Genomic DNA, 21,193 nt, shown 5'->3' with positions numbered 1-21,193 from the left:
CGGCCGCCCCGCGCGGCCGACACACCACCCACGGAACCCACAAGGAGAGTCCCGTTGAACCGAAAGTCCGTAAGGCTGGCCACGGCAGTCGTGGTGTCCGCGGGTCTCCTCGCCGGCGCCACCGCGTGCGGCGCAGGCAAGGGCGACGCGAACTCGTCGGCGCCGAAGGCACCGCCCAAGGCGACGCTCAACCAGATCAACCCCGTCGACCCCGCGAAACTCCGGCAGGGCGGCACGCTCAACTTCCCCGTCGACGAGTACGCCACCCAGTGGAACAGCCTCAACGCGGCCTCGCAGAACACCGTCGCCGTGACCACGACGATGGCCCCCCTGCTGCCGGCGCTCTTCCACAGCACCCCCGACAACAAGCGGACCCCCAACCCGGACTACCTCAGCAAGGTGACCACCGCCGTCAAGCACGGCAGGCAGGTCACGACCTACGTGATCAACCCCCGGGCCCGGTGGTCCGACGGCACTCCCCTCACCTGGAAGGACTTCCGGGCGGACTGGCAGGCGCAGAACGGCAGGAACCCCACGTACACGCCCGTCAGCACCTCTGGCTACGAGCAGATCGCCTCGGTCGCGCAGGGCAGCGACGCGCGGCACGTCGTCGTCACCTACGCCACGCCGTTCTCCGAGTGGCAGACGCTGTTCTCCCCGCTGTACCCGGCGTCGCAGATCGACACCCCGCGGAAGTTCGACACCAGCTACAAGAACCGCATCCCGGTCACCGCCGGTCCGTTCAGGATCAGCAGGATGGACCCGACGACCAAGGTCGTCTCCGAGGTCCGCGACCCCCACTGGTGGGGTTCGAAACCGGTACTCGACGGCATCAACTTCCGTACCCTGGACGCCGCGTCGACCCCCGGGGCCTTCGCCTCCGGCGAGATCGACGTCGAGGACATCGGGCCGGACGTGGCCGCCTACAAGCAGGCCGGGAAGGTGCCGCACACCTCCATCCGCGTGGCGGGCGCCCCCAACCTGCGCCAGATGGTCGTCAACGGCCGGAGCCCGCTGCTCAAGGACGTCCGGGTCCGCCGGGCCCTGTTCATGGCCCTGGACCGCCAGGCCATCGGCAAGGCCGACCTCAACGGCCTGCCCTTCCCGGCCAAGCCCCTCGACAACCACTTCCTCGTCAACAACGACGTCGCCTACCGCGACAACGCGGGCTCCCTCGGCCGCTACGACCCCGCCGAGGCGGGGCGGCAACTGGACGCGGCCGGCTGGCGGATGCACGGCGGAGTGCGCGAGAAGGACGGCAAGCCGCTGGAGCTGACGCTGACCATCCCGTCGGGAACGCCCATCGCCGCCAACGAGGCGCAGCTGTTCACGGCGATGCTCAAGAACGTGGGCGTCAGGCTCGACACCAAGGTCAAGCCGAGCGACGACTTCTTCAACGACGTCAGCGCCGGGAAGTTCGACCTCACGCTGTTCAGCGGCATCGGCTCCGTGCCGTTCTTCCCGCTGACCAACGGCGCGGCGACCTTCGTCTCCCCGAAGCACGGGAACATCGGCCAGAACTACGCGCGCATCGGCACCGCCGCCATCGACGCCGACATGCACAAGGCCGGCACCGAGGTGGACCACTCCGCCTACCTCGCCGACCTCGACGCCGCCGACGCCGGACTGTGGAAGCTGGCCGCCAACCTGCCGCTGTACCAGCGCCCGCAGATCGTCGCGGCCAAGTCCGACGTGGCCAACTACGGCGCCTTCGGGTTCCAGGACACCGACTGGACCCGGGTCGGATTCACCCGGTGACCCCCTGAGCCGCGGCGCGGGAGGACGACCCCCTCCTCACATCCCTCCCGCGTCGCGTCGGCCCCGACCCGAGCCGACACCCCGAAAGGACAGGGCCCTTGTCCCCGGTGCAGCACCGGGGACAAGGGCCCTTCGTCCGTCGTGCCGTCGGCTACTTGACGCCGAAGGCGCGGATCAGGGTCTGGCTGACGCTGTTCCCCTTCGAGTCCCGCGCCGTCGTCCGCAGGCTCGCGAAGCGGGCCCGCGACGGCGCGTCGAGCTGCGCCTTCCAGCCGTTGCCCGACTGCCGCAGCGTCGCCTTGCGCCAGGTGGCGCCGTCGTCGTACGACACCTCCAGGGTCACGGTGCGGATCGCCCCGGCGCCCGCCGCGCCCTTCAGGTGCGAGGCGGTGACCGTCAGCCCGGTCCGCCGCTGCGCCTTGCCGGACAGGTCGGTGGCCACCGCGTAGTCGAGCTGGACCAGCGGCAGGGGGGTGAGCGTCGTGTAGTCCGTGGTGCTGGAGACGAAGCCCCACTCGCTCCGGGTGCGGGTCGAGTACGGACGGTCCGGCAGGTTCCGCTCGCCCTCCACCACGATCCGGTAGGGCCGCGGGTCGGGCGAAAGCTCCTCGGCCGTGACGATCCGCTCGTTGTAGTCCTCTCCGAGCAGCTCGTCGCCCTGGTACAGCGAGATCTTCGACGTGTCGCCGTCGGCCCACGTCACGCCCGCGTGACCGCCGGAGTCGCCCCAGGCCGGCAGGCTGGACGTGCTGATGATGTCGCCGACCCGGAAGGGGGCCGTCCAGCTGATGCCGTCGTTGAGCGCCCGCGGGCGCTGGATCGGCGCGAACCAGGTCTCACTGGCCGTGCTGCGCGCCTTGTACGTGCGGATGACGCCCCGCTGGCCGAGATCGGGCATGGCGGCCGCGGAGATCCAGCGCTCACCCGCCGTGACCCACGAGGTGAGGGCGCCCTGGGCCGCGACCTGCGTCGCATCGACGAGCGTGGGCCGGTTGCCGATGACCGAGACGTCCTCGCGGTACGCCACGGCCCTGCCCTGCTTGGTGTTGCGGAACGACTCGTCGATGCGCGCCAGTTCGCCGGGGCCGGGCCGGTAGGACGGGTCCCTCGGGACCGCCCCGTCGTTGTGGCGGATCAGGTCGTAGGCGTAGCGGGGGTACGGGTGCGAGACCACCTTCAGTGTCGCAGTGCCGGGCTTGCGGAGCCGGCTCAGCAGCCGCGCGCTGTCGTCGGTGCCGAGCGAGGCCACGGGCAGCGGGGCGCCCTCGGGCAGGTCGGCCCAGGGGTCGTACTTGCCGTAGCCGTCGTTCAGGATCAGCAGCTGCCGTGCGCCGGCCTTCGCCGCAGCGGCGGCCTGGTCCGGGGCCGACACGCTGTCGCTGCGACGGACGACGGCCACCTGGCCGCGCACCTTGACCTTGCGGAAGTCGGCCGCGGAGCCGTCACCCGCCCAGACCGCCCGGTAGGTGCCCGTGCCGTCCGGCAGCTTGGGCGACAGGCTCTGGATGGTGACGTCGCCGTAGGTGTGCGAGCCGGAGGAGAACGTCAGCGGCGCCTGGATCTGCCGCCAGCGGGTCGCGAAGTGGTAGGAACCCGTGCTCACCTTGGGAGTCGGGGTCACCCAGAGGCTGTCGTACAGCCAGTACTGCGGCATGTAGCTGTCCATGAACGGGTACAGGTCGCCGTTGGAGCGGTACTGGTCGACGCGCATGAACTGGTTGGCGGTCGGCTGCGGCGTCACGGCGGCGGCCTTGCGCAGGTCCGCGGCGTCGAAGCGGACGGTGCGGTCGGCGTCGAGGTCGATCTGCGGCGCCGAGAACATTGCGAAGCCCAGCGTGTGCGTGCCGTCGATGCCGGGCACGTCCGCGTTCATCCACGCCGAGTAGGTGCTCGGGGGCAGGCGCAGGTCTATGCGGCCCGAGGCGTCGACGGCGAACGCCTTGGGGGCGGTGTTGCGCTCCACGTCCTTGAGGATGAGGGTGCCGGGCAGGGCCTTGCCGCGCCGGTCCTTCGCCGTGACCGTCAGCATGGTCCGGCGGCCCTCCTTGTTCACCCCGACCGTGGTGCGGGCCAGGGTCGCGCCGTCGGTGTCGGTGGCGACGAGGCGGGTGGCATAGGCGCCGTTGTCCTCGGCGGCGTCGAGGTGGGTGATGACGCCGACGGAGGCGGTGCCGTGCGCGGGCACGGTCAGCCGCGAGTCGCTGAGGGTGAACAGTCCCTCGGGCAGCTGACCCGGGCGCAGGGCCAGGTCCACGGTGACGGGTTCGGCGCCCGAGTTGGTGTAGGTGACGTCCTTGCGGACCGTCTGACCCGGCGTGTACGGGTAGTGGGTCTGCGCGTAGGCGTCACCGGAGGCGACCAGCGTGGCCTTCACGGCGGCGGCGACGTCCACGCGCCCGCTGCCGGACTCGAAGGGGCTGAACCTGTCGATGGTGCTCGCCGTGGTGCTGATCAGCGCGTCCTTGAGCTGCCGCCCCGTCCAGTCCGGGTGCTCGGCGGCCAGGAGGGCCGCGGCGCCCGCCACGTGCGGCGTCGCCATCGAGGTGCCGCTCATCGTCTGGTAGGCGCCCTCGCCCTCCGGCGCGTACTGCGAGCGCGCCGCCAGCACGTTCACACCCGGGCCGGTCAGATCGGGCTTGACGGCGTTGTCGCCCACGCGCGGGCCACGGCTGGAGAACTCCGCGAGTTCGTCCACGCCCTTGCCCGGGCCCCGGACCGCGCCCACCGTCAGCGCCGCGTCGGCGGCACCGGGGGCGCTCACGGTGTAGGGCGAGGGGCCCGAGTTGCCCGCCGCGATGACGAACAGCGCCCCGGTCTCCTCGCTGAGCCGGTTCACCGCCTCGCTGAGCGGATCGGTGCCGTCGGTGGCCTCGCCGCCCAGGCTCATGCTGACGACCTTGGCGTGCTGGTCGCGGGCGGCCCATTCCATGCCGGCGAGGATCCAGGAGTCCTGGCCGCTGCCGGAGTTGTCCAGGACCTTGCCGATGTGCAGGGACGCACCAGGGGCGACACCCTTCTCAGCGCCGCCGGAGGCGGCGCCGGTCCCGGCGACGGTGGAGGCGACGTGGGTGCCGTGACCGTGCCGGTCAGTGACGTCCTGGTCGGGCACGAAGCTCTGCGTCGCCGCTATGCGGCCGGCGAAGTCCGGGTGCGCGGCGTCGATGCCGGTGTCGAGCACGGCGACGTCCACGCCCTGCCCGGTGTCCCCGCCGCCCCACACCTCCGGGGCGCCGATCTGCGCCGTCGTGTCGGACAGCGTGGCCTTGACCTTGCCGTCCAGCCACACCTTGGCGACGCCGCCGGCCAGTCGTGCGCCGTCCGCCGCCTTCGCGGCGGTCCCGGCGGCCCTCGCCCCGGTGCCGGTCAGCGAGGACCAGAAGTCCGCCGCCCGGTCGTGCTCGGCGGAGATCGCCGCGCCCTGGATGCTGTCGAGCGTCAGCGTCCTGCGCGCGCCCTCCGGGGTCTTCGCGGTGCGGGAGCGTGCCGCGGCGTCGGTGTAGGTCACGATGAGCGGCAGCCGGTCGGTGCGGGCGTCGTCGTAGCCGTCCGCCAGCAGCGCGGTGATGTTGAAGAGCCCCTCGTCCAGGGCTCCTGACGCGATGTAGGGCACCGCGGCGTCGGGGTACACGTAGGTGTCCCGGCCCACCGACATCACGTGGGCGCCGGCGGTCCTGCCGTTGGGGCCGGTGACCGAGGTGACGGACTCGGTGCGGCCGTTCCCGGTCACGGTGACCTTGTCACCGGTGATCAGCGTGACGGTGCGCGCGGCCGCGGGAGCGGCGCCGGTCGCGGTGGGGGAGGGGGACGTCGCCGAAGGGTCGGCGGACGCGACCGGACCCGTGGCCGTCAGCACCACCAGGGCGGCGACGGCGGCAGTCAACCCGCGTCTGCGGGACGGAGGCATGCGCAAGGGAACCTCATGGAATCGATGGGCTGGGGTTGAACGCAGTCAGCCATCCGTTCGGATCCCTGTAAAGGCGGCCCTTTGGCACTTCTGTGCCATGTCACCAAGTGGACAGAGCGCAAATTGGCGCAATGATCGGCAAGCGAGACACACTGCACGGTGTGAGCGGTCGCCGCGCCGCGGCACACCTGTCACACGTTGCTGATATGACGTCAATTCGCTCACGCGCAGGAAGAACGTAGGTGGAGAACGATGACGGATGCCGCCGTACCCTTGGAGCTGGTCGGACTCGACGCGGCGGCGGAGGCCGTCTACCGCGGTCTGCTCGCGCACGGTGGCGGCACGGCCGACGACGTCACCGCGGCGTTCGGGCTGGGCACCGGAGCGGCGGTGGCCCTGCTGGAACGCCTGCACCACTCCGGACTGCTGAGCCGCCGCTCCTCCGGCGAGTACCTGACCGTGGATCCGCGGCACGCCCTGCGGGCACTGGTGGAGTCCCGCGAACGCCAGCTGGCCGCCATACGCGACGCCACCGGGCCGCTCGGCGCGCTGTTCGACGAGGCCAGGCGGTCCAGCGCCGGCGAGCCCGCCACCCGGACGATCAGCGGTCCCGAGGAAGTCGGGGACTGCTACTACCGGTTGCACCAGGCCGCCACGTACGAGATCTGCGGCCTGGCCCGGCCGCCCTTCCTCTTCGCGCCGAACGGGCCGCTCGACGAGGCCGCCGTGCGGCGCGGCGTGCGGGTGCGGGTCGTCTACGCGGCCGCCAGCTTCGACGAGGACGGCGGCGGGCAGGAACTGGGCAGTCTCGTGTCGCGCGGCGAGGAGGCCAGGGTCGTGTCCTCGTTGCCCGTCAAGCTGACGATGGCGGACCGCTCGGCGGCCATGGTCTCGCTGAGCCTGGGCTCCGACAGCACCGACACCCTCTACACCGAGGCGCCTCCGTTGCTGGAGGCCCTGACCGAGCTCTTCGAGCGCTACTGGGCCGGTGCCGCCCCGCTGGCCGGACCGGGCGCCCAGCAGCCGCCGGCGCCGCAGCCGTACCCCCCGGGCGACTCGGGCGACCCGGTGCGCGAACCCACCGACGAGGAGCGGAACCTGCTCGCGCTCTTCGCCGCCGGCGTCAAGGACGATGCCATCGCCCGCCAGTTCGGCGTCTCGACGCGCACCCTGCGCCGGCGGATCCAGGATCTCTACACGGAACTGGGCACCACCAACCGGTTCGGCGCGGGCGTCGCGGCGGCCCGGCGCAACTGGGTGTGAGCACGCAGGTGAGAGCACGGACTCGCGCCGATACGCCGCAGGGGGACGATGGGAGGAGGGCGCGGCGGTGTGCCGCGCCGTCCGAGGTGGTCCGGGTGCCCCGGACGCGATCGGCCGACTACGGCGTCACCGGGTTCGACGTCCCGCTGCCGGGAACGTTCGAGGAGGCCGTGCGGCGTCACGAGTCCCTGGTGCCCGACCACCGGGCGGCGGAGGTCCGCGCCATCGTCCGGTTCGGCGGCTCGTGGGAGAGCGCCCTCGCCCTGGCCGCGGGCAACGCGCCCCACGGGTCCACGACCTTCTGGAAGAACGCGGGAACGGCGCTCATGACCCTCGCCTGGGACTCGACGCCGTTCGTGATGGACCTCATGGGCAACTACGCCATCGCCGAGCGGATGTTCCGCCACGAACCCTCCGCCATGATGCACGCGCCGCTGCGCACCGGGATTTACCGGGGCGCCCTGCTCCCCTGACGCCCCGCCCGCGGGAACCGGGACGGCGTCCGCGGCGTCGTGCCCAGGGTCGACCACACGATCATGACGCTTCGCGAAGGAGCCCGGGCATGGCGGCTGCGGCCACACGTTACCTCTATCTGGTCCGGCACGGAGAGGCCCTGCCGGACGAGAGCGGGCTGTCGGACGACGGGCGCCGCCAGGCGGCCCTGCTCGGCCGCAGGCTGGCCGACCTGCCGATATCCGTGGTCCACCACGGCCCGCTGCCCAGGGCCGCGCAGACGGCGGCCCTGATCGGGGAGCACCTGGACGGTGCCGACCTCCGCGTCTCGGAGACCGCCGGCGACTACGTCCCGTACTTCCCGCGGCGGGAGGAACTGCCCCCCGACAGCGCCGACCACCTCCTGCGCTTCCTGGAGGGCGCCACGGCGGAGGAGCGCGCGCTCGGTCCCTCGCTGGCCCTGCGTGCGCTGGAGCAGTTCACCGGCCCCGCCGAGGGCGACGGGGAGCGGCACGAACTGGTCGTCACCCACAACTTCCTGGTGGGCTGGCTGGTGAGGCATGCCATGGACGCCCCGGCATGGCGGTGGCTCGGTGTGAACCAGGCCAACGCGGCCCTCACCGTCATCCGCTACACGCCGGGGCGGCCCGTGTCGGTTCTGGTCCAGAACGACATGCGCCACCTGCCGGAGGAACTGCGCTGGACCGGCTTCCCACCCGGGGGGCGGATCTGAGGCCGCCGCCCGGCCCCGCGTCAGGCGGTGTCGCCGGTGGCCGGGTCGACGCGGACCTCGTGCTCGGCGCCGTTCTCGGTCAGTTCGACCTCCCAGGCTCGGGTGTCGTCGTCCAGTGAGACGGAGGTGACCGTACCGGGGCGGGCGCCGGCGGCCGCCTTGGCCGCCTCCACGAGGTCGGTGCGTGAGCCGCGCAGTGCGTCCCCGCCGTCCGCACGGCGGTCGTCTTCCTGCTGGCCGGCCTGCCCGTGATGCTCGCCGTGGTCTGGACGGTGACCTGGCTCGGCGCACGCAACGCGCTGCGCCCCGTCGACGCCATCCGCGCCGAGATGGAGGCGATCACCTCCAGTGCCGACCTGTCCCGCAGGGTGCCCGTGCCGCCGGCCCGCGACGAGGTGGCCCGGCTGGCGCGGGCCACCAACGAGACGCTCACGGCCCTGCAGGCCGCCGTCGAGAGGCAACGGCGCTTCGTGGCCGACGCCTCCCACGAACTGCGCAGCCCGATCGCGGCGCTGCGCACCGAACTGGAGGTGGCGGCCGCCCACCCGGCCCTGCTGGACCTGGACAGCGCGGTGGACGACGTCACGAGGCTCCAGACGCTCGCGTCCGACCTCCTCCTGCTCGCCCGCTTCGACGCGGGGGAGGAGACCCCCATGGAACCGGTGCCCCTGGACGAACTGGCCCGCGAGAGGGGCGCGCTGTGCTCGGGCGCGGTGCCCGTGACCGTCGAGGCCCCGCAGGCGGTGACGGTCCGCGGTGACCGGCAGGGGCTGGAACGCGTCCTGGACAACCTCCTGGACAACGCCCGGCGTCACGCGACCGCTTCGGTCGCGGTGCGTGTCTCCCGCGACGCCCGGTGGGCCGTGCTGGAGGTGACCGACGACGGCCCGGGCATCCCGGAGGCAGACCGGGAACGCGTCTTCGACCGCTTCATCCGGCTGGACGAGTCACGCACCCGCGACGCGGGAGGCGCCGGACTCGGCCTGGCGATCGTCCGCGACATCGTCCACCGGCACGGCGGCTACGCCGACGCCGGATCGGCCCCGCAGGGCGGGGCGTTGCTGCGGGTCAGGCTGCCTCTGGCGTGACGGCAGGCGCCGGGCCGGTCCCGCCGCCTGGCCGTCGCGGCCCTGCCCTTCCTGGTGGTGCGCGGGTACCCCCGTCTCGTGCCGCGCCTGCTGCCGGGCGCGACGGCCTCGGTCTCCGAACTGCGCATGACCTACCGCACCGGCACCGCCCTGCTGCCCCGGCTGACGGAGACCTGCACGCGGCTCGGATTCCGTATCCGCGAGGTGCGGGCGGACCGGTTGCCGGGCGGGACCTATGCGGCCGCCCGGGTTCTGTTCGAGGTCGAGGGCACCGCCGACCCCCGGCCGGCTGACCTCGGAACTCTTCCAGCACGACGGTGTCGTGGAGGTCGGGCTGACTCCGTCCGACGAGGAGTGACGGCCTGCCGCCGGGGGCCGTGACGGAGCCCCGGTCAAAAAATGGACGTGCTACCTGGGACTCCTGCGGTCGCTGGGCCCCGGCGAGCGGCAGCGTGTGCGACTCGGCGTCCAGATCTGGGCCGAGGCCCTGCGGGCACCGCGGGTGCACGCGGTGGCGCGCGAGGGTGTGGACCGTCCCCGTGCCGTCGTCGCCGACCTGGTCCGGGCGGCCCAGGAGCGCGGCGAAGTGGACGCCGCGTGGCCGGCCGACGGCCTGGCCAGGGTGTTCGTCGCGATCTACCAGGGGCTGGCGCTGCAGAGCGCCTGGGATCCCGAACTGGACGACGCCGGGTACGTGCCGGCCGTCGAGCGCCTCATCGGCGCGCTGGCACGCTGACGTCACCCCTCGTGGAACTCCCGCCGTCCGCGCCGCCGTGCGCCCCGTCGTCCGCCCTCCGTCAGTCCAGGACGAGCGACGACAACTGCGGCGAGAAGGTGGCGTGCAGCACGAGTGCGGCGCTGCCCACGACGGCCGCGTCGGCGCCGAGCGGGGAGGCCTCGACCTGGACGACGCGGATGTGCCGGGCCAGGGGTCTCGCGGTCAGTGCGGAGGCGACCGCGCCGACGTAGCGGGACTCCACGTGCTGGATGCCGTGACCGCCGAGGATGATCAGGTCCACGTCGATGAAGTTGGCGATCGTCACCGCGACCGTGGCCACGTGCTGCGCGGCCTCGTCGATGACCGCGGCTGCGACCGGGTCACCGGCTCCCGCCGCGAGCTGGACCGCGGCGTGGTCGACGGAGGCCGGGTCCCGGCCGAACGCCGGTGACAGCATGCTGCCGCCGGGTTCGGCGATGAGGCGGCGGTGCGTCTCGGCCACGATCGCGGACGGGTTCGCCAGCCCTTCCAGGCAGCCCCGGTTGCCGCAGTAGCACTCAGGACCGTCCGACACCACCGTGGAATGGCCGAACTCGCCGGCGTTGAGCGAACCACCGCGGTACACCTGGTGGTTGAGGACCAGTCCGCCGCCGATGCCGGTGCCGAAGAACAGGTAGGCGAAGTTCGCCACGCCCCGGCCCGCGCCCGACCAGCGCTCGCCGACCGCGGCGGCGGTGGCGTCGTTGTCGAGGGTCACCGGAAGGCCGGTGGCGTCGCCGAGCATCTGCTGCAGCGGCACCCGGGTCCAGTGCGCGAGCTGCGGCGGGGCGACGATCATGCCGTTCCGCTGGTCGATCGGGCCGGGGGTGGCCAGGCCCAGCCCCAGGACGTTGCCGCGCGGCACGTCGGCCTCGGTCAGCACCTCGGCGACCAGGTCGGCCATGGCGGCCACCACGTGTGTCGGATCGGTGCCGGGGGGCGTGGGCCGCCGTTTGACGACCAGCGGACGTCCCAGCAGGTCGACCACGGAGCAGGTGAGTTCGACCGGGTCGAAGACGAGCCCGACGGCGTTGCCCGCGTCCGCGTTGACCCGCAGGGTGGTGCGGGGCTTGCCGCCGCCGGCGCCCCGGCTGGCCCCGTCCTCGCGCACGATCCCCTCGTCCAGCAGACGGCGCACGATCCCCGAGACGGTCTGCGGGGTCAGTCCCGTCTTCTGGGCGATCTCGACCCGGCTGATCCCGTCCGCGAGTTGGATCTGGTCCAGGACCACCGCCCGGTTGTACCGCCCGACTTTGGGGAGGTTTGTTCCTGCTTGCCGCACACGCGTTCCTCTCTTGCCGCAATGACGATACCGCGCAAGGGCGTTGACTTAGTAAAACAAATGGATTTAAAGTCCGGTGCCCAAGCCGTAACAGGTCCGGCATGGAGGCACGGCGCAGTGTCATCGGAGGCAAGTTGATGTCCACGAAATGTCGCATCCCTGGGGAGGCGGGCCCGCGTGATCTGCGCGGCGTCCGCGGCGTGGAGCTCCGCGCATGAGCAGCACCCCGGTACTGCTGGAGATGCGGTCCATCACCAAGACGTTCCCCGGCGTGACGGCGCTCGCGGACGTCAACCTGGTGGTGAAGGAGGGGGAGATCCACGCGATCTGCGGCGAGAACGGCGCAGGCAAGTCCACCCTCATGAAGGTGCTGAGCGGCGTCCACCCGCACGGCAGTTACACCGGTGAGATCGTCTACCGGGGCGACACCGTCAGGTTCCACGACATCCGGGCCAGCGAGCAGGCCGGCATCGTCATCATCCACCAGGAACTGGCGCTGGTCCCCGGCATGTCGATCACGGAGAACATCTTCCTCGGCAACGAGCCGCGCAAGCGCGGCTCGATCGACTGGAAGGCCGCACAGCACCGGGCGCTGGAGCTGATGGAGCAGGTCGGCCTCAAGGAGGACCCGGACACGCTCGTCAAGGACATCGGCGTCGGCAAGCAGCAACTCGTCGAGATCGCCAAGGCCTTCGCCAAGGACGTGAAGCTGCTCATTCTCGACGAGCCGACCGCGGCCCTGAACGAGACGGACTCGCAGCACCTGCTCGACCTGCTGCGCGGCTTCCGGGACCGCGGCATCACCTCGATCATGATCTCGCACAAGCTGAACGAGATCGAGGCGGTCGCCGACACCATCACCATCCTGCGCGACGGGCGGACGATCGAGAGCCTGGACGTCGAGGCCGACGGTGTGAACGAGGACCGCATCGTGCGCGGCATGGTCGGCCGGGAACTCGACAGCCGGTTCCCCGACCACACACCCGACATCGGGGAGGTGTTCTTCGAGGTCCGCGACTGGACCGTGCGGCACCCCGCCTCCGAGGAACGGCTCGTGTGCAAGGGCTCCACCTTCACGGTGCGGCGCGGTGAGATCGTCGGCTTCGCCGGCCTCATGGGCGCCGGGCGCACCGAACTCGCGATGAGCCTGTTCGGCCGCTCCTACGGCACCTTCCTGTCGGGACGGGTCTTCAAGGACGGCAAGGAGATCCACCTCAAGACGGTCTCGGAGGCCATCCGGCACGGCCTCGCCTACGTCAGCGAGGACCGCAAGTCGATCGGCCTCAACCTGCTGGACGACATCAAGACCTCGATGGTCGCCGCCAAGCTCTCGAAGATCTCCCGCCACCAGGTCATCGACCCGGTGCGCGAGCACCGGATCGCCGAGGAGTACCGCCAGAGCCTGCGGATCAAGACCCCCGGCGTCGACGAGGAGGTCGTCAAGCTCTCCGGCGGCAACCAGCAGAAGGTCGTCCTGGCCAAGTGGATGTTCACCGACCCCGACCTGCTCATCCTCGACGAGCCCACCCGCGGCATCGACGTGGGTGCCAAGTACGAGATCTACGGGATCATCCAGCGGCTGGTGGGCGAGGGCAAGGGCGTCATCGTCATCTCCTCGGAGCTGCCCGAGCTCATCGGACTGTGCGACCGCATCTACACGGTGTTCGAAGGCGCCATCACCGGTGAGGTGACGCGCCGCGACGCGAACCCGGAACTCCTCATGAAACAGATGACCTCTATGAAGAAGACACCGAGCCCATGAGCCGCATCTCAGACCTGCAGAAGAACCTCTTCGGGGGCACGGCCTCCAACGCCCGCCAGTTCGGCATGATCGCCACGCTCGTCGCGATCGTGCTCCTGTTCCAGATCTGGACGGGGGGACTGACACTGACCTCCGGCAACCTCATCGCCGTGGTCAGCCAGTACTCCTACATCCTGATCCTGGCCATCGGCATGCTGATGGTGATCGTCGCCGGGCACATCGACCTCTCGGTCGGCTCGGTGGCCGCGTTCACCGGGATCGTGGTCGCCAAGACGATGCAGGAGCACTCGCTCCCCTGGCCGGTGGGCATCCTGCTCGGCCTGCTCGTCGGCGCGGCGATCGGTGCCTGGCAGGGCTTCTGGGTCGCCTACGTGGGAGTGCCGGCGTTCATCGTCACCCTGGCCGGCATGCTCCTGTTCCGCGGCGGCAACCAGTACATCGGCAACGCGGACACCGTGCCGGTCCCCACCGGGTTCCGTGACATCGGTGCAGGCTTCCTGCCCGAGGTCGGCCCGGACACCGGCTACAACAACCTGACGCTGCTGCTCGGCCTGCTCGCCTGCGCGGGCGTGGTCTGGCGCGAGTGGCGGGCCCGGCAGACCCGGCGCGTCATGCACGCCGACGCCGCGCCGCTGTGGGTGACGGGGATCCGCCTGGCCGTGATGGTGGGCATCATCATCTTCACCACACTGCGCTTCGCCGGCGGCCGGATCGGCACCAGCTTCCCGATCTCCGGCATCATCCTGATCGCCCTGGTGCTCGCGTACTCGTACTACACCCGCAACACCATCGGGGGCCGGCACATCTACGCCGTCGGAGGCAACTCCCGCGCGGCCGAACTGTCCGGCGTCAAGCTCCGGCGCGTCAACTTCCTGGTCATGATGAACATGTCCGTGCTGGCCGCGCTCGCCGGCATGATCTTCGTGGCCCGTTCCGCGGCATCCGGCCCGCAGGACGGTCTGAGCTGGGAACTCGACGCCATCGCGGCCGTCTTCATCGGCGGCGCCGCGGTGTCCGGTGGTCTCGGCACCATCAGCGGCTCCATCGTCGGCGGTCTGGTCATGGCGCTGCTCAACAACGGCCTCCAACTGGAGGGCGTGGGCTCGGACATGGTCCAGATCATCAAGGGCCTGGTCCTCCTCCTCGCCGTCGCGTTCGACGTCTACAGCAAGAGCCAGGGTCGCTTCTCGATCATCGGCACCCTGATGCGTCCGTTCCGCCAGAACGAGACGTCCGCACCGGTCGACCCGCCGAACCCGGCCTCCGACCCCGACAAGGCTCCGGTCGCAGGCTGACCGACCGGCAGTACCCCCCCCAGGGTGCCGCACCAGGCGGCGCTCGTCTCTCACCGCATCACCCGGAAAGGGCACAACCCACATGCGCAGAACCATCACCAGAGGCATCGCCGTGATCGGCGCCGCCGCGCTGCTCGCCCTGGGCACGGCGTGCTCCAACGAACGCGAGGGCTCCACCGGCAAGGACACCAGCGACGCCAAGGGCGGCTTCGCGCAGGACGCCCTGGTCGGTGTCGCGCTCCCGGCGAAGACCTCGGAGAACTGGGTGCTCGCCGGTGACCTGTTCACCAACGGCCTGAAGGACGCCGGTTTCAAGGCCGACGTGCAGTACGCGGGCGCCTCGACCACCGTCGCGGACCAGCAGGCGCAGATCTCCTCCATGGTCACCAAGGGCGCGAAGGTCATCGTCATCGGCGCGACCGACGCCGCGCAGCTGTCCACCCAGGTCGCGCAGGCCAAGCAGGCCGGCGCCACCGTCATCGCCTACGACCGGCTCATCACCAACACGAAGGACGTCGACTACTACATCGCGTTCGACAACTTCAAGGTCGGCCAGCTGCAGGGCCAGGCGCTGCTGGACGGCATGAAGGCGAAGAAGGCCAAGGGCCCCTACACGATCGAGCTGTTCTCCGGTTCGCCGGACGACAACAACTCGAAGGTCTTCTTCGACGGTGCGATGGAGGTGCTCAAGCCCGCCATCGACAAGGGCGACATCGTTGTCGGCTCCGGCCAGACCGACATCAAGCAGACCGCCACCCAGGGCTGGAAGGCGGAGAACGCCCAGAGCCGCATGGACTCGCTGCTGAACTCCACCTACAACGGCAAGAAGAAGCTCGACGGCGTGCTCTCGCCGAACGACACCCTCGCCCGCGCGATCATCACCTCGGTGAAGGGCGCCGGCAAGCCGGTCCCGGTCGTGACCGGCCAGGACTCCGAGGTCGAGTCGGTGAAGTCGATCATGGCGGGTGAGCAGTACTCCACCATCAACAAGGACACCCGCAAGCTCGTCGCCGAGACCATCAAGATGGTCCAGTCCCTGCAGAAGGGCGACAAGCCGACGATCAACGACACCAAGTCGTACAACAACGGCAGCAAGGTCGTCCCGTCGTACCTGCTCCCGCCGGTCATCGTGACCAAGGAGAACGCGGCCGAGGCCTACGCCAACGACCCGAAGCTCTCCCCGCTCACCAAGTAGTAGCGCATCACCGCCGCCGCCGGCGCCCGGATCACGTCCGGGCACCGGCGGCGGCCGCGTTCCCGGGCCCGTGCGCGGCGACCTCGCCGGGGGAGCCCCGGTCACGGGCAGGGCAGCAGACGCCGTGGCCCGATCCCGTCGTCGTGGATGATCCGGATCTCCGTCCTGCCCACGCCGTCGCGCCCGAGCGGGCACGGGACGTCGATCTCGTCACCGGCCATGGAGATCGCCTTCTCCTTCGCGTCCATCGCGTCGTTCGCGTGATCCACCACGTAGTAGAGCCAGGTGGCCGCGTTTCCCCCGGCGCCGACCCGGAACCCCACCAGCCACTTGTCCGCCGAGGTGGCGCGGCACGCCGTCGCGAGCGGGCACCGCGGCGCGAGGGAGTACGCCTCGTGGCCGTGTCCCCGCCGTTCCCCGATCGCCGACCCGGCCCTGGCGATGTGCAGCATGGCGCGCCTCCTCAGCCACCGGTGGTACCCGGACGGCACGCGAGAAGAAGTTGAACCGTCTATCTCTTGACCGGGCAGCTCCCGTCGATGTGACACGCCCTTACGGTCCGCCGCCGGGACCGTGAGGGTCCGCCCCGGGCGGCGCGTCGGGGACGCGGCCCGGGAGCGGACGGCGCGGCCTCATCCCCAGGCGCCGGCGATCTGCCGGGTCGTGGCGTTGAGGCGGTTGAACAGATTGGTCACGCCGATCATGAGGACGATCGCGGCCAGCTGCTTCTCGTCGAAGTAGGTGGCGGCGGCGTCCCACACCTCGTCGGCGACCGCCTCGGGACGGTCGGCCAGCCGCGTGGCGGCCTCGGCCAGCCCGAGCGCCGCCCGCTCCTCCTCGCTGAAGTACGGGGCCTCCCGCCACGCCGCGACCGTGGCCAGGCGCTCGTCGCTCACCCCCGCCTTGCGCGCCGTCTTCGCGCCGCCGTCGACGCAGGCGCTGCAGCCGTTGATCTGACTCACCCGCAGGTGCACCAGCTCCAGCGTCTGCCCGTCCACCCCGCCGGAGTGCACGGCCTTGAACAGCTCCTGGATGGGCTGCATCGCGCCGGACAGGACCATGGCCGGGTTCTGCATACGGGACTGCATCGTGGTTCTCCCTCTTCCGGTTCGGCGCCCCGTGCCCCGGGGCGTGACTCCATGACAGCCCGCGGGACTTGCCATGGCGACGGCCGTGGGACACCGTGGGACGGCCGGAACGGCCGTGTTCAGCGGGAACGCGGCCCGGACGGGTCGGGCCGGGGTGGGACAGGAAGGCGGGGGACGGGTGGTTGCGCAGCAACGGACGGCGGAGGCCGACCCATCGCGGGAGCTGGCCGCTCGGCTGCGCATGCTCCAGGAGCTCTCCGGGCGCGGCGTGCGCGCCCTGGCCCGGGACACGGGGCTGAGTTCGTCGTCGCTGTCGCGCTACCTCACGGGCCGCACCGTGCCGCCGTGGCCCGCCGTCGTCGCGCTCTGCCGCCTCGTCACACGCGACCCGCGCCCGCTGCGCCCCCTGTGGGAGCGGGCCTCCCACCCCCTGCCGGCGCCGCCGAGGACCAGCCGCCAGATCCATCCCCCGACGCCGCCCGCGTCGGCCCCGCGCCCGCCCCGCAACGATCTGCCGCGCGACGCACCCGACTTCACCGGGCGCCGGGCCGAACTCGCCGCCGTGCTCGCCGCGGTCGCCGGCAGCCGGGTGGTCGCCCTCGACGGCATGGCCGGGGTCGGCAAGACCTGCCTGGCGGTGCACGCCGCACACCGCCTCGCCGCCGACCACCCCGACGCCCAGCTCTACCTCGACCTGCACGGCTTCACCGACGGCCGCAGGCCGCTCGACCCCGACCCCGCGCTGCGGGCACTGCTCGCCGCGCTCGACGTCCCCTCCGAGCGGATCCCGCAGGAGGGCGGCGTCGAGCGACTGGCCGCCTGCTGGCGGTCCGAGCTGGCCCACCGGCGGGCCGTCGTCGTCCTGGACAACGCCGCCGACGCCGACCAGGTCCGCCCGCTGCTGCCCGGCGCGGGCCACTCCGTCGCCCTGGTCACCAGCCGCAACAGGCTGCTCGGCCTGGAGGAGGTGCCGCCGGTCTCGCTGGACGTGCTGACCCCGCAGGACAGCGCGGAACTGCTCGCCCGCGCGGGCGGCGAGCCGGCGGGCACCGACGGACGGCTGGCCCGCGAACCCCAGGCGGCGGCCGAGGTGCTGCGGCTGTGCGGCAACCTGCCGCTGGCCCTGCGGCTCGCCGGGGCACGGCTGCGGCACCGTCCGGGCTGGACCGTGGGCGTCCTCGTCGAGCGGATGGCGGAGGGCCCCAGCGAGTTCGACACCGCGTTCGCCATGTCCGTGAACCAGCTGGACCACGGCCGGCGCCGCCTGTTCCGGTTGCTCAGCCTGCTGCCGGGCTCGGTGTTCGACGAGTACGTCGTGGCCGCCCTCGCGGCCGTGCCGCTGCGCGACGCCCGGGCGATGCTCGAGGACCTCCTCGACGCACACCTGGTCCAGCAGCCGGCCCCCGGCCGCTACCGGCTGCACGACCTGGTGCACCGGCACGCGCTGCGGGCGACCACCGAGCAGGACCCGGCGGCCGAACGGCAACGGGCCCTGATCCGGGTGCTCGACTACTACGTGCACGCGGCGGCCGCCGCCGACGCCACCATGCCCTTCCTGTCCCGCGGCGGGGTGGCGTGCGCGGGGCCCGCCCCGGCGGATCTGCCGAGGTTCGCCGGCAAGAACACCGCCCTGGCCTGGTTCGGCGCCGAGTACACCAATCTGCTGACCGCTTTCGACGCGGCCCTCGCCGCAGGGGCCGACGCGCACGTGTGCGAACTGCCGCGCTTCATGCGGTCCTACTTCGCCCGGCGCTGCGGCACCACCCAGCTCAACGTCCTCTTCGAGGGCTCCTTGGCCGCCGCCCGCCGCCTGGGGGACCCGAGGCAACTGGGCGAGGCCTACAGCGACCTGGGCTTCGCCCGCCACAACGCGGGCCGGATGGCGGAGGCCGGGGAGGCGTACGAGACGGCCGCCGTCCTCGTGACGCAGGCCGGGGACGTCCTGACCGAGGCAGAACTGACCATGCGGCGCGGCTACCTGGGGTGGGACCAGGGATACGTCGAGGAACCGCTGGAGCTGTTCCGGCTGGCGGCGAAGCTGTACGCGGACGCCGGCTGCCCGATGGGCACGGCCCACGCCACCGCTTACGAGGCCTGGGCCCTGTTGCAGTCGGGGCACCGCGAGGAGGCGGCACGGCTGGCCCGCGAGGCACTGGAGACCCCGCACGCCAACCCCGCGTGGCCGCCGGCGCTCACCGCGCTCATCACCCTCGGAGTGGCCGTCGCCCGCGAGGAACCCGAGGACGCCTTCGGACATCTGCACCGCGCTCTCGCCCTGGCCCGTGAGGACGGGCACCGCCACAACGAGGCATGGTGCCTGAACTGCCTGGGCGTCGCGTTGCGCCGCATGGGCCGCTACGAGGAGGCGCTGGCCAGCCACCGCGAGGCGTTCGCGCTGCTCGACGAGATCTTCGAGGAGCAGTGGAAGATCCACTTCCTCAACGCCTATGGGGAGACCTGCCGCCTCGCGGGCCTGCCGGACGAGGCCCTGCGACTGCACCGGCAGGCGCTGGACCTCGCGCCGAGGCTGGGGCACCGCCACGAGGAGGCGATGGCCCACGAGGGGATCGCGGCCGTGCTCGACGCCACGGCCCCGTCCGCCGCCGCCGAGCACCGCGCCACGGCCCCGTCCGCCGCCGCCGAGCACCGCGCCGCGGGACAGGCCCTCCTGCGGGAACCCCTCCCGGGCGTCTGACGCGGGGGTGCCTCAGGCCGCCGCGGGGACGCGGGGAACCAGGAGCCGGGCTTCGACGTGACCAACTCCCCGCCGATGCCCGGCGCGACAGGGGTGCCGGCGGCGAAGGAGAACACGACGTCCGAAGCGTTGCCGGTCAGCGACCGGCCGTTCCTTCGCCGGCGTCACCGAGGGAGGCCAGCGCCGCCTCGCTCGGGCTGCCCGGTTCGGGGGTCCCCACGTGCAGCAGCTGCCCTGGGGCGTCGACCACGTCGAAGGTCTGGTAGGTGAGTTCGACCCGCCCCAGCACCGGGTGGACGAACACTTTGAAGGCCCGCGGCAGGCTGCCCACGGTGTGGTCCTCCCACAGGGCGCGGAACTCCGGCGAGACCTCGGTCAGTTCGGCGACGAGCCCGGTGACGTCCGGATCGCCGGGAAACCGCCCAGCGTTGAGGCGCAGCGCGTACACGGTGCTGCGCCGCAGCAGCTCCCGGTCCGTGAACACCTCCTGGCCCCGCGGATGGGTGAACAGGATGCGGGGCATGTTCCGCTCGTCCCCGAACGGGGAGAGCAGCACTTCGGCGACCGCATTCGCGGCGAGGACGTCGAAGGCCGGGCCGAGCACGTACGCGGCGGCGCGCGGGAACGCCCCGAGCAGCTGCAGGAGCGAGGGGTGCACCCGCTCGCGCGGGCCGTGCGCCGTGAGCCGGGGAGCGAGGCCCGCCAGCTGGTGGAGGTGCCCGCGTGCGTCCGGCGCGAGACGCAGCGCCCTGCCGATGGCGTCGACGACCTGGGCGGAAGGGTTGCGCTCGCGGCCCTGCTCGAGGCGGGCGTAGTAGTCCGCGCTCACCCCCGAGAGCACCGCCACCTCCTCACGCCGCAGACCCCGGACGCGCCGCCCCGAGCCCCCGGCGGCCAGTCCGGCGTCGGCCGGTTCCACGCGCGCCCGGCTCGCGCGCAGGAACGCGCCGAGCTCGTTGTCGCGTGGCTGCCTCATGCCACCGATGCTAACGGTGCCCGTCGGCGGGAGCGGGTGCGGGCGGGCGGGGTCACGGGCCCCGGGTGGGTGTGCGGCACCCAGGTCCACGCACCCTTCCTCCTTCTTCGGCGGCCCTGTCGGATGGAGGACGCGGCAGGACGCCGCCGTGACACCTTCGAGAAGCGAGAACCACCATGCCGTCGAACCCCAAGACCGTCCTGATCACCGGTGCCAGCAGCGGCATCGGCGAGGCGACCGCCCGCCGTCTGGCGGCGCAGGGGCACGCGGTGCTCCTCGGCGCCCGGCGAACCGGGCGCCTGGCCGCCCTCGCCGGGGAACTGCGCGCCTCGGGCGCCTCGGTCGCCCATCGCGAGCTGGACGTCACCAGCCTGGACTCGGTGCGCGGCTTCGCCGCCGCCGCGCTGGAGGAGTACGGCCGCATCGACGTACTGGTCAACAACGCCGGGGTGATGCCCCTCTCGCCGCTCGCGGACCTGCGCGTCGACGAGTGGGAGCGGATGATCGACGTCAACCTGCGCGGGGTGCTCTACGGCATCGCGGCGGTGCTCCCCATCATGCGGCGGCAGGGCGGTGGGCACATCGTCAACGTCTCGTCCGTCTCCGGCCACCGGGTCGACCCGACGGCGGCGGTCTACAGCGCCACCAAGTTCGGCGTGGCCGCGCTCTCCGAGGGGCTGCGCCAGGAGAGCCGGGACGTCCGTGTCACCGTGGTCAGCCCCGGCTTCACGCGGAGCGAGCTGACCGACCGGGGCGGCTCCGACGAAGCCAGGGCCGCCGCTCACGCGGCCGCCGAGCTTCTCGCGATCCCGGCGTCCGCCATCGCCGACGCCATCGCCTTCGCGATCGACCGGCCCGCGGACGTCGACGTGAACGAACTCGTCGTACGCCCCACCGCGCAGGGTTGAGCGGGCTGGGCGTTCTTCGTGGCGGCACCGGGCCGA

The 21,193-nt window shown here is 72.0% G+C and carries 16 protein-coding genes and 1 pseudogene; 11 read left to right on the top strand and 6 right to left on the bottom strand.

The window, feature by feature from the left end; translation table 11 throughout:
• Positions 1–54 precede the first annotated feature (54 nt).
• Entirely contained in the window at positions 55–1,758 is a 1,704-nt protein-coding gene (locus tag PV342_RS04550) for an ABC transporter family substrate-binding protein (RefSeq protein ID WP_400800965.1), read from the top strand.
• 151 nt (positions 1,759–1,909) lie between these two features.
• Here PV342_RS04550 and PV342_RS04545 read toward each other — a convergent pair whose 3' ends face one another.
• A complete protein-coding gene (locus tag PV342_RS04545) occupies positions 1,910–5,662 on the bottom strand; it encodes a S8 family serine peptidase (protein WP_500315848.1) in 3,753 nt (1,250 codons plus the stop codon).
• A gap of 252 nt (positions 5,663–5,914) precedes the next feature.
• Between PV342_RS04545 and PV342_RS04540 the strand changes: the two genes are divergently transcribed.
• The 3 genes from PV342_RS04540 (at position 5,915) to PV342_RS04530 (ending at position 8,111) form a co-directional block, all read left to right on the top strand.
• The gene (locus PV342_RS04540; protein ID WP_400800961.1) at positions 5,915–6,925 is read left to right on the top strand and encodes a LuxR family transcriptional regulator; all 1,011 of its coding nucleotides are present in this window, start codon (positions 5,915–5,917) and stop codon (positions 6,923–6,925) included.
• A gap of 95 nt (positions 6,926–7,020) precedes the next feature.
• Positions 7,021–7,398, top strand: coding sequence for a hypothetical protein (locus PV342_RS04535; protein WP_400800958.1), 378 nt, complete (start codon positions 7,021–7,023; stop codon positions 7,396–7,398).
• 89 nt (positions 7,399–7,487) lie between these two features.
• Complete coding sequence (locus tag PV342_RS04530; protein ID WP_386992398.1) at positions 7,488–8,111, top strand: histidine phosphatase family protein; 624 nt, start codon at positions 7,488–7,490, stop codon at positions 8,109–8,111.
• Positions 8,112–8,131: 20 nt separating this feature from the next.
• Here PV342_RS04530 and PV342_RS04525 read toward each other — a convergent pair whose 3' ends face one another.
• Positions 8,132–8,284 carry a PepSY domain-containing protein gene (locus tag PV342_RS04525; protein ID WP_400800952.1) on the bottom strand — a complete coding sequence of 51 codons (153 nt, stop codon included), beginning with the start codon at positions 8,282–8,284 and terminating at the stop codon, positions 8,132–8,134.
• A 33-nt stretch (positions 8,285–8,317) separates the two neighbouring features.
• Here PV342_RS04525 and PV342_RS04520 point away from each other — a divergent pair.
• Positions 8,318–9,199: pseudogene (locus tag PV342_RS04520) on the top strand (sensor histidine kinase); the annotation flags it as partial.
• Between the two features lie 412 nt (positions 9,200–9,611).
• Positions 9,612–9,935, top strand: coding sequence for a TetR family transcriptional regulator C-terminal domain-containing protein (locus PV342_RS04515; protein WP_400801386.1), 324 nt, complete (start codon positions 9,612–9,614; stop codon positions 9,933–9,935).
• Between the two features lie 61 nt (positions 9,936–9,996).
• On the opposite strand, the gene PV342_RS04510 is transcribed toward PV342_RS04515, so the two are convergent.
• Entirely contained in the window at positions 9,997–11,187 is a 1,191-nt protein-coding gene (locus PV342_RS04510; protein WP_400800949.1) for an ROK family transcriptional regulator, read from the bottom strand.
• 265 nt (positions 11,188–11,452) lie between these two features.
• On the opposite strand from PV342_RS04510, the gene mmsA reads away from it, so the two are divergent.
• From mmsA to PV342_RS04495, 3 genes are all read left to right on the top strand, one after another.
• Complete coding sequence (gene mmsA, locus PV342_RS04505; protein ID WP_018557708.1) at positions 11,453–13,000, top strand: multiple monosaccharide ABC transporter ATP-binding protein; 1,548 nt, start codon at positions 11,453–11,455, stop codon at positions 12,998–13,000.
• Positions 12,997–14,295, top strand: a complete 1,299-nt coding sequence (gene mmsB / locus PV342_RS04500; RefSeq protein WP_018557707.1) for a multiple monosaccharide ABC transporter permease — start codon at positions 12,997–12,999, stop codon at positions 14,293–14,295. The genes mmsA and mmsB overlap by 4 nt, the downstream gene beginning before the upstream one ends.
• A gap of 82 nt (positions 14,296–14,377) precedes the next feature.
• Positions 14,378–15,490, top strand: a complete 1,113-nt coding sequence (locus PV342_RS04495; RefSeq protein ID WP_018557706.1) for a substrate-binding domain-containing protein — start codon at positions 14,378–14,380, stop codon at positions 15,488–15,490.
• A 101-nt stretch (positions 15,491–15,591) separates the two neighbouring features.
• On the opposite strand, the gene PV342_RS04490 is transcribed toward PV342_RS04495, so the two are convergent.
• Both PV342_RS04490 and PV342_RS04485 read right to left on the bottom strand, forming a co-directional pair.
• Positions 15,592–15,942, bottom strand: coding sequence for a hypothetical protein (locus PV342_RS04490; RefSeq protein ID WP_361007604.1), 351 nt, complete (start codon positions 15,940–15,942; stop codon positions 15,592–15,594).
• Positions 15,943–16,122: 180 nt separating this feature from the next.
• Positions 16,123–16,578, bottom strand: coding sequence for a carboxymuconolactone decarboxylase family protein (locus PV342_RS04485; RefSeq protein ID WP_500315847.1), 456 nt, complete (start codon positions 16,576–16,578; stop codon positions 16,123–16,125).
• 178 nt (positions 16,579–16,756) lie between these two features.
• Here PV342_RS04485 and PV342_RS04480 point away from each other — a divergent pair, with 178 nt between their 5' ends.
• A complete protein-coding gene (locus PV342_RS04480; protein WP_500315846.1) occupies positions 16,757–19,273 on the top strand; it encodes an ATP-binding protein in 2,517 nt (838 codons plus the stop codon).
• Positions 19,274–19,409: 136 nt separating this feature from the next.
• Here PV342_RS04480 and PV342_RS04475 read toward each other — a convergent pair whose 3' ends face one another.
• Complete coding sequence (locus PV342_RS04475) at positions 19,410–20,249, bottom strand: helix-turn-helix transcriptional regulator (RefSeq protein ID WP_400800937.1); 840 nt, start codon at positions 20,247–20,249, stop codon at positions 19,410–19,412.
• 176 nt (positions 20,250–20,425) lie between these two features.
• On the opposite strand from PV342_RS04475, the gene PV342_RS04470 reads away from it, so the two are divergent.
• On the top strand, positions 20,426–21,157 hold the full coding sequence (locus PV342_RS04470; RefSeq protein WP_500315845.1) for an SDR family oxidoreductase: 732 nt from the start codon (positions 20,426–20,428) through the stop codon (positions 21,155–21,157).
• The last annotated feature ends 36 nt before the right edge of the window (positions 21,158–21,193 follow it).

The organism is Streptomyces sp. PA03-3a (genome assembly GCF_033792735.1).
In the GTDB taxonomy this organism is placed as follows: Bacteria; Actinomycetota; Actinomycetes; order Streptomycetales; family Streptomycetaceae; genus Actinacidiphila.
This window is presented reverse-complemented; position numbering and strand designations above follow the sequence as displayed.

Excerpts from the sequence above, each read along its gene's own strand:
- PV342_RS04495 (WP_018557706.1), top strand. The coding sequence starts at position 14,378 with ATGCGCAGAACCATCACCAGAGGCATCGCCGTGATCGGCGCCGCCGCG.
- PV342_RS04530 (WP_386992398.1), top strand. The coding sequence starts at position 7,488 with ATGGCGGCTGCGGCCACACGTTACCTCTATCTGGTCCGGCACGGAGAG.
- PV342_RS04490 (WP_361007604.1), bottom strand. The coding sequence starts at position 15,942 with ATGCTGCACATCGCCAGGGCCGGGTCGGCGATCGGGGAACGGCGGGGA.
- PV342_RS04545 (WP_500315848.1), bottom strand. The coding sequence starts at position 5,662 with ATGCCTCCGTCCCGCAGACGCGGGTTGACTGCCGCCGTCGCCGCCCTG.
- PV342_RS04540 (WP_400800961.1), top strand. The coding sequence starts at position 5,915 with ATGACGGATGCCGCCGTACCCTTGGAGCTGGTCGGACTCGACGCGGCG.
- PV342_RS04470 (WP_500315845.1), top strand. The coding sequence starts at position 20,426 with ATGCCGTCGAACCCCAAGACCGTCCTGATCACCGGTGCCAGCAGCGGC.
- PV342_RS04475 (WP_400800937.1), bottom strand. The coding sequence starts at position 20,249 with ATGAGGCAGCCACGCGACAACGAGCTCGGCGCGTTCCTGCGCGCGAGC.
- PV342_RS04485 (WP_500315847.1), bottom strand. The coding sequence starts at position 16,578 with ATGCAGTCCCGTATGCAGAACCCGGCCATGGTCCTGTCCGGCGCGATG.
- mmsA (WP_018557708.1), top strand. The coding sequence starts at position 11,453 with ATGAGCAGCACCCCGGTACTGCTGGAGATGCGGTCCATCACCAAGACG.
- mmsB (WP_018557707.1), top strand. The coding sequence starts at position 12,997 with ATGAGCCGCATCTCAGACCTGCAGAAGAACCTCTTCGGGGGCACGGCC.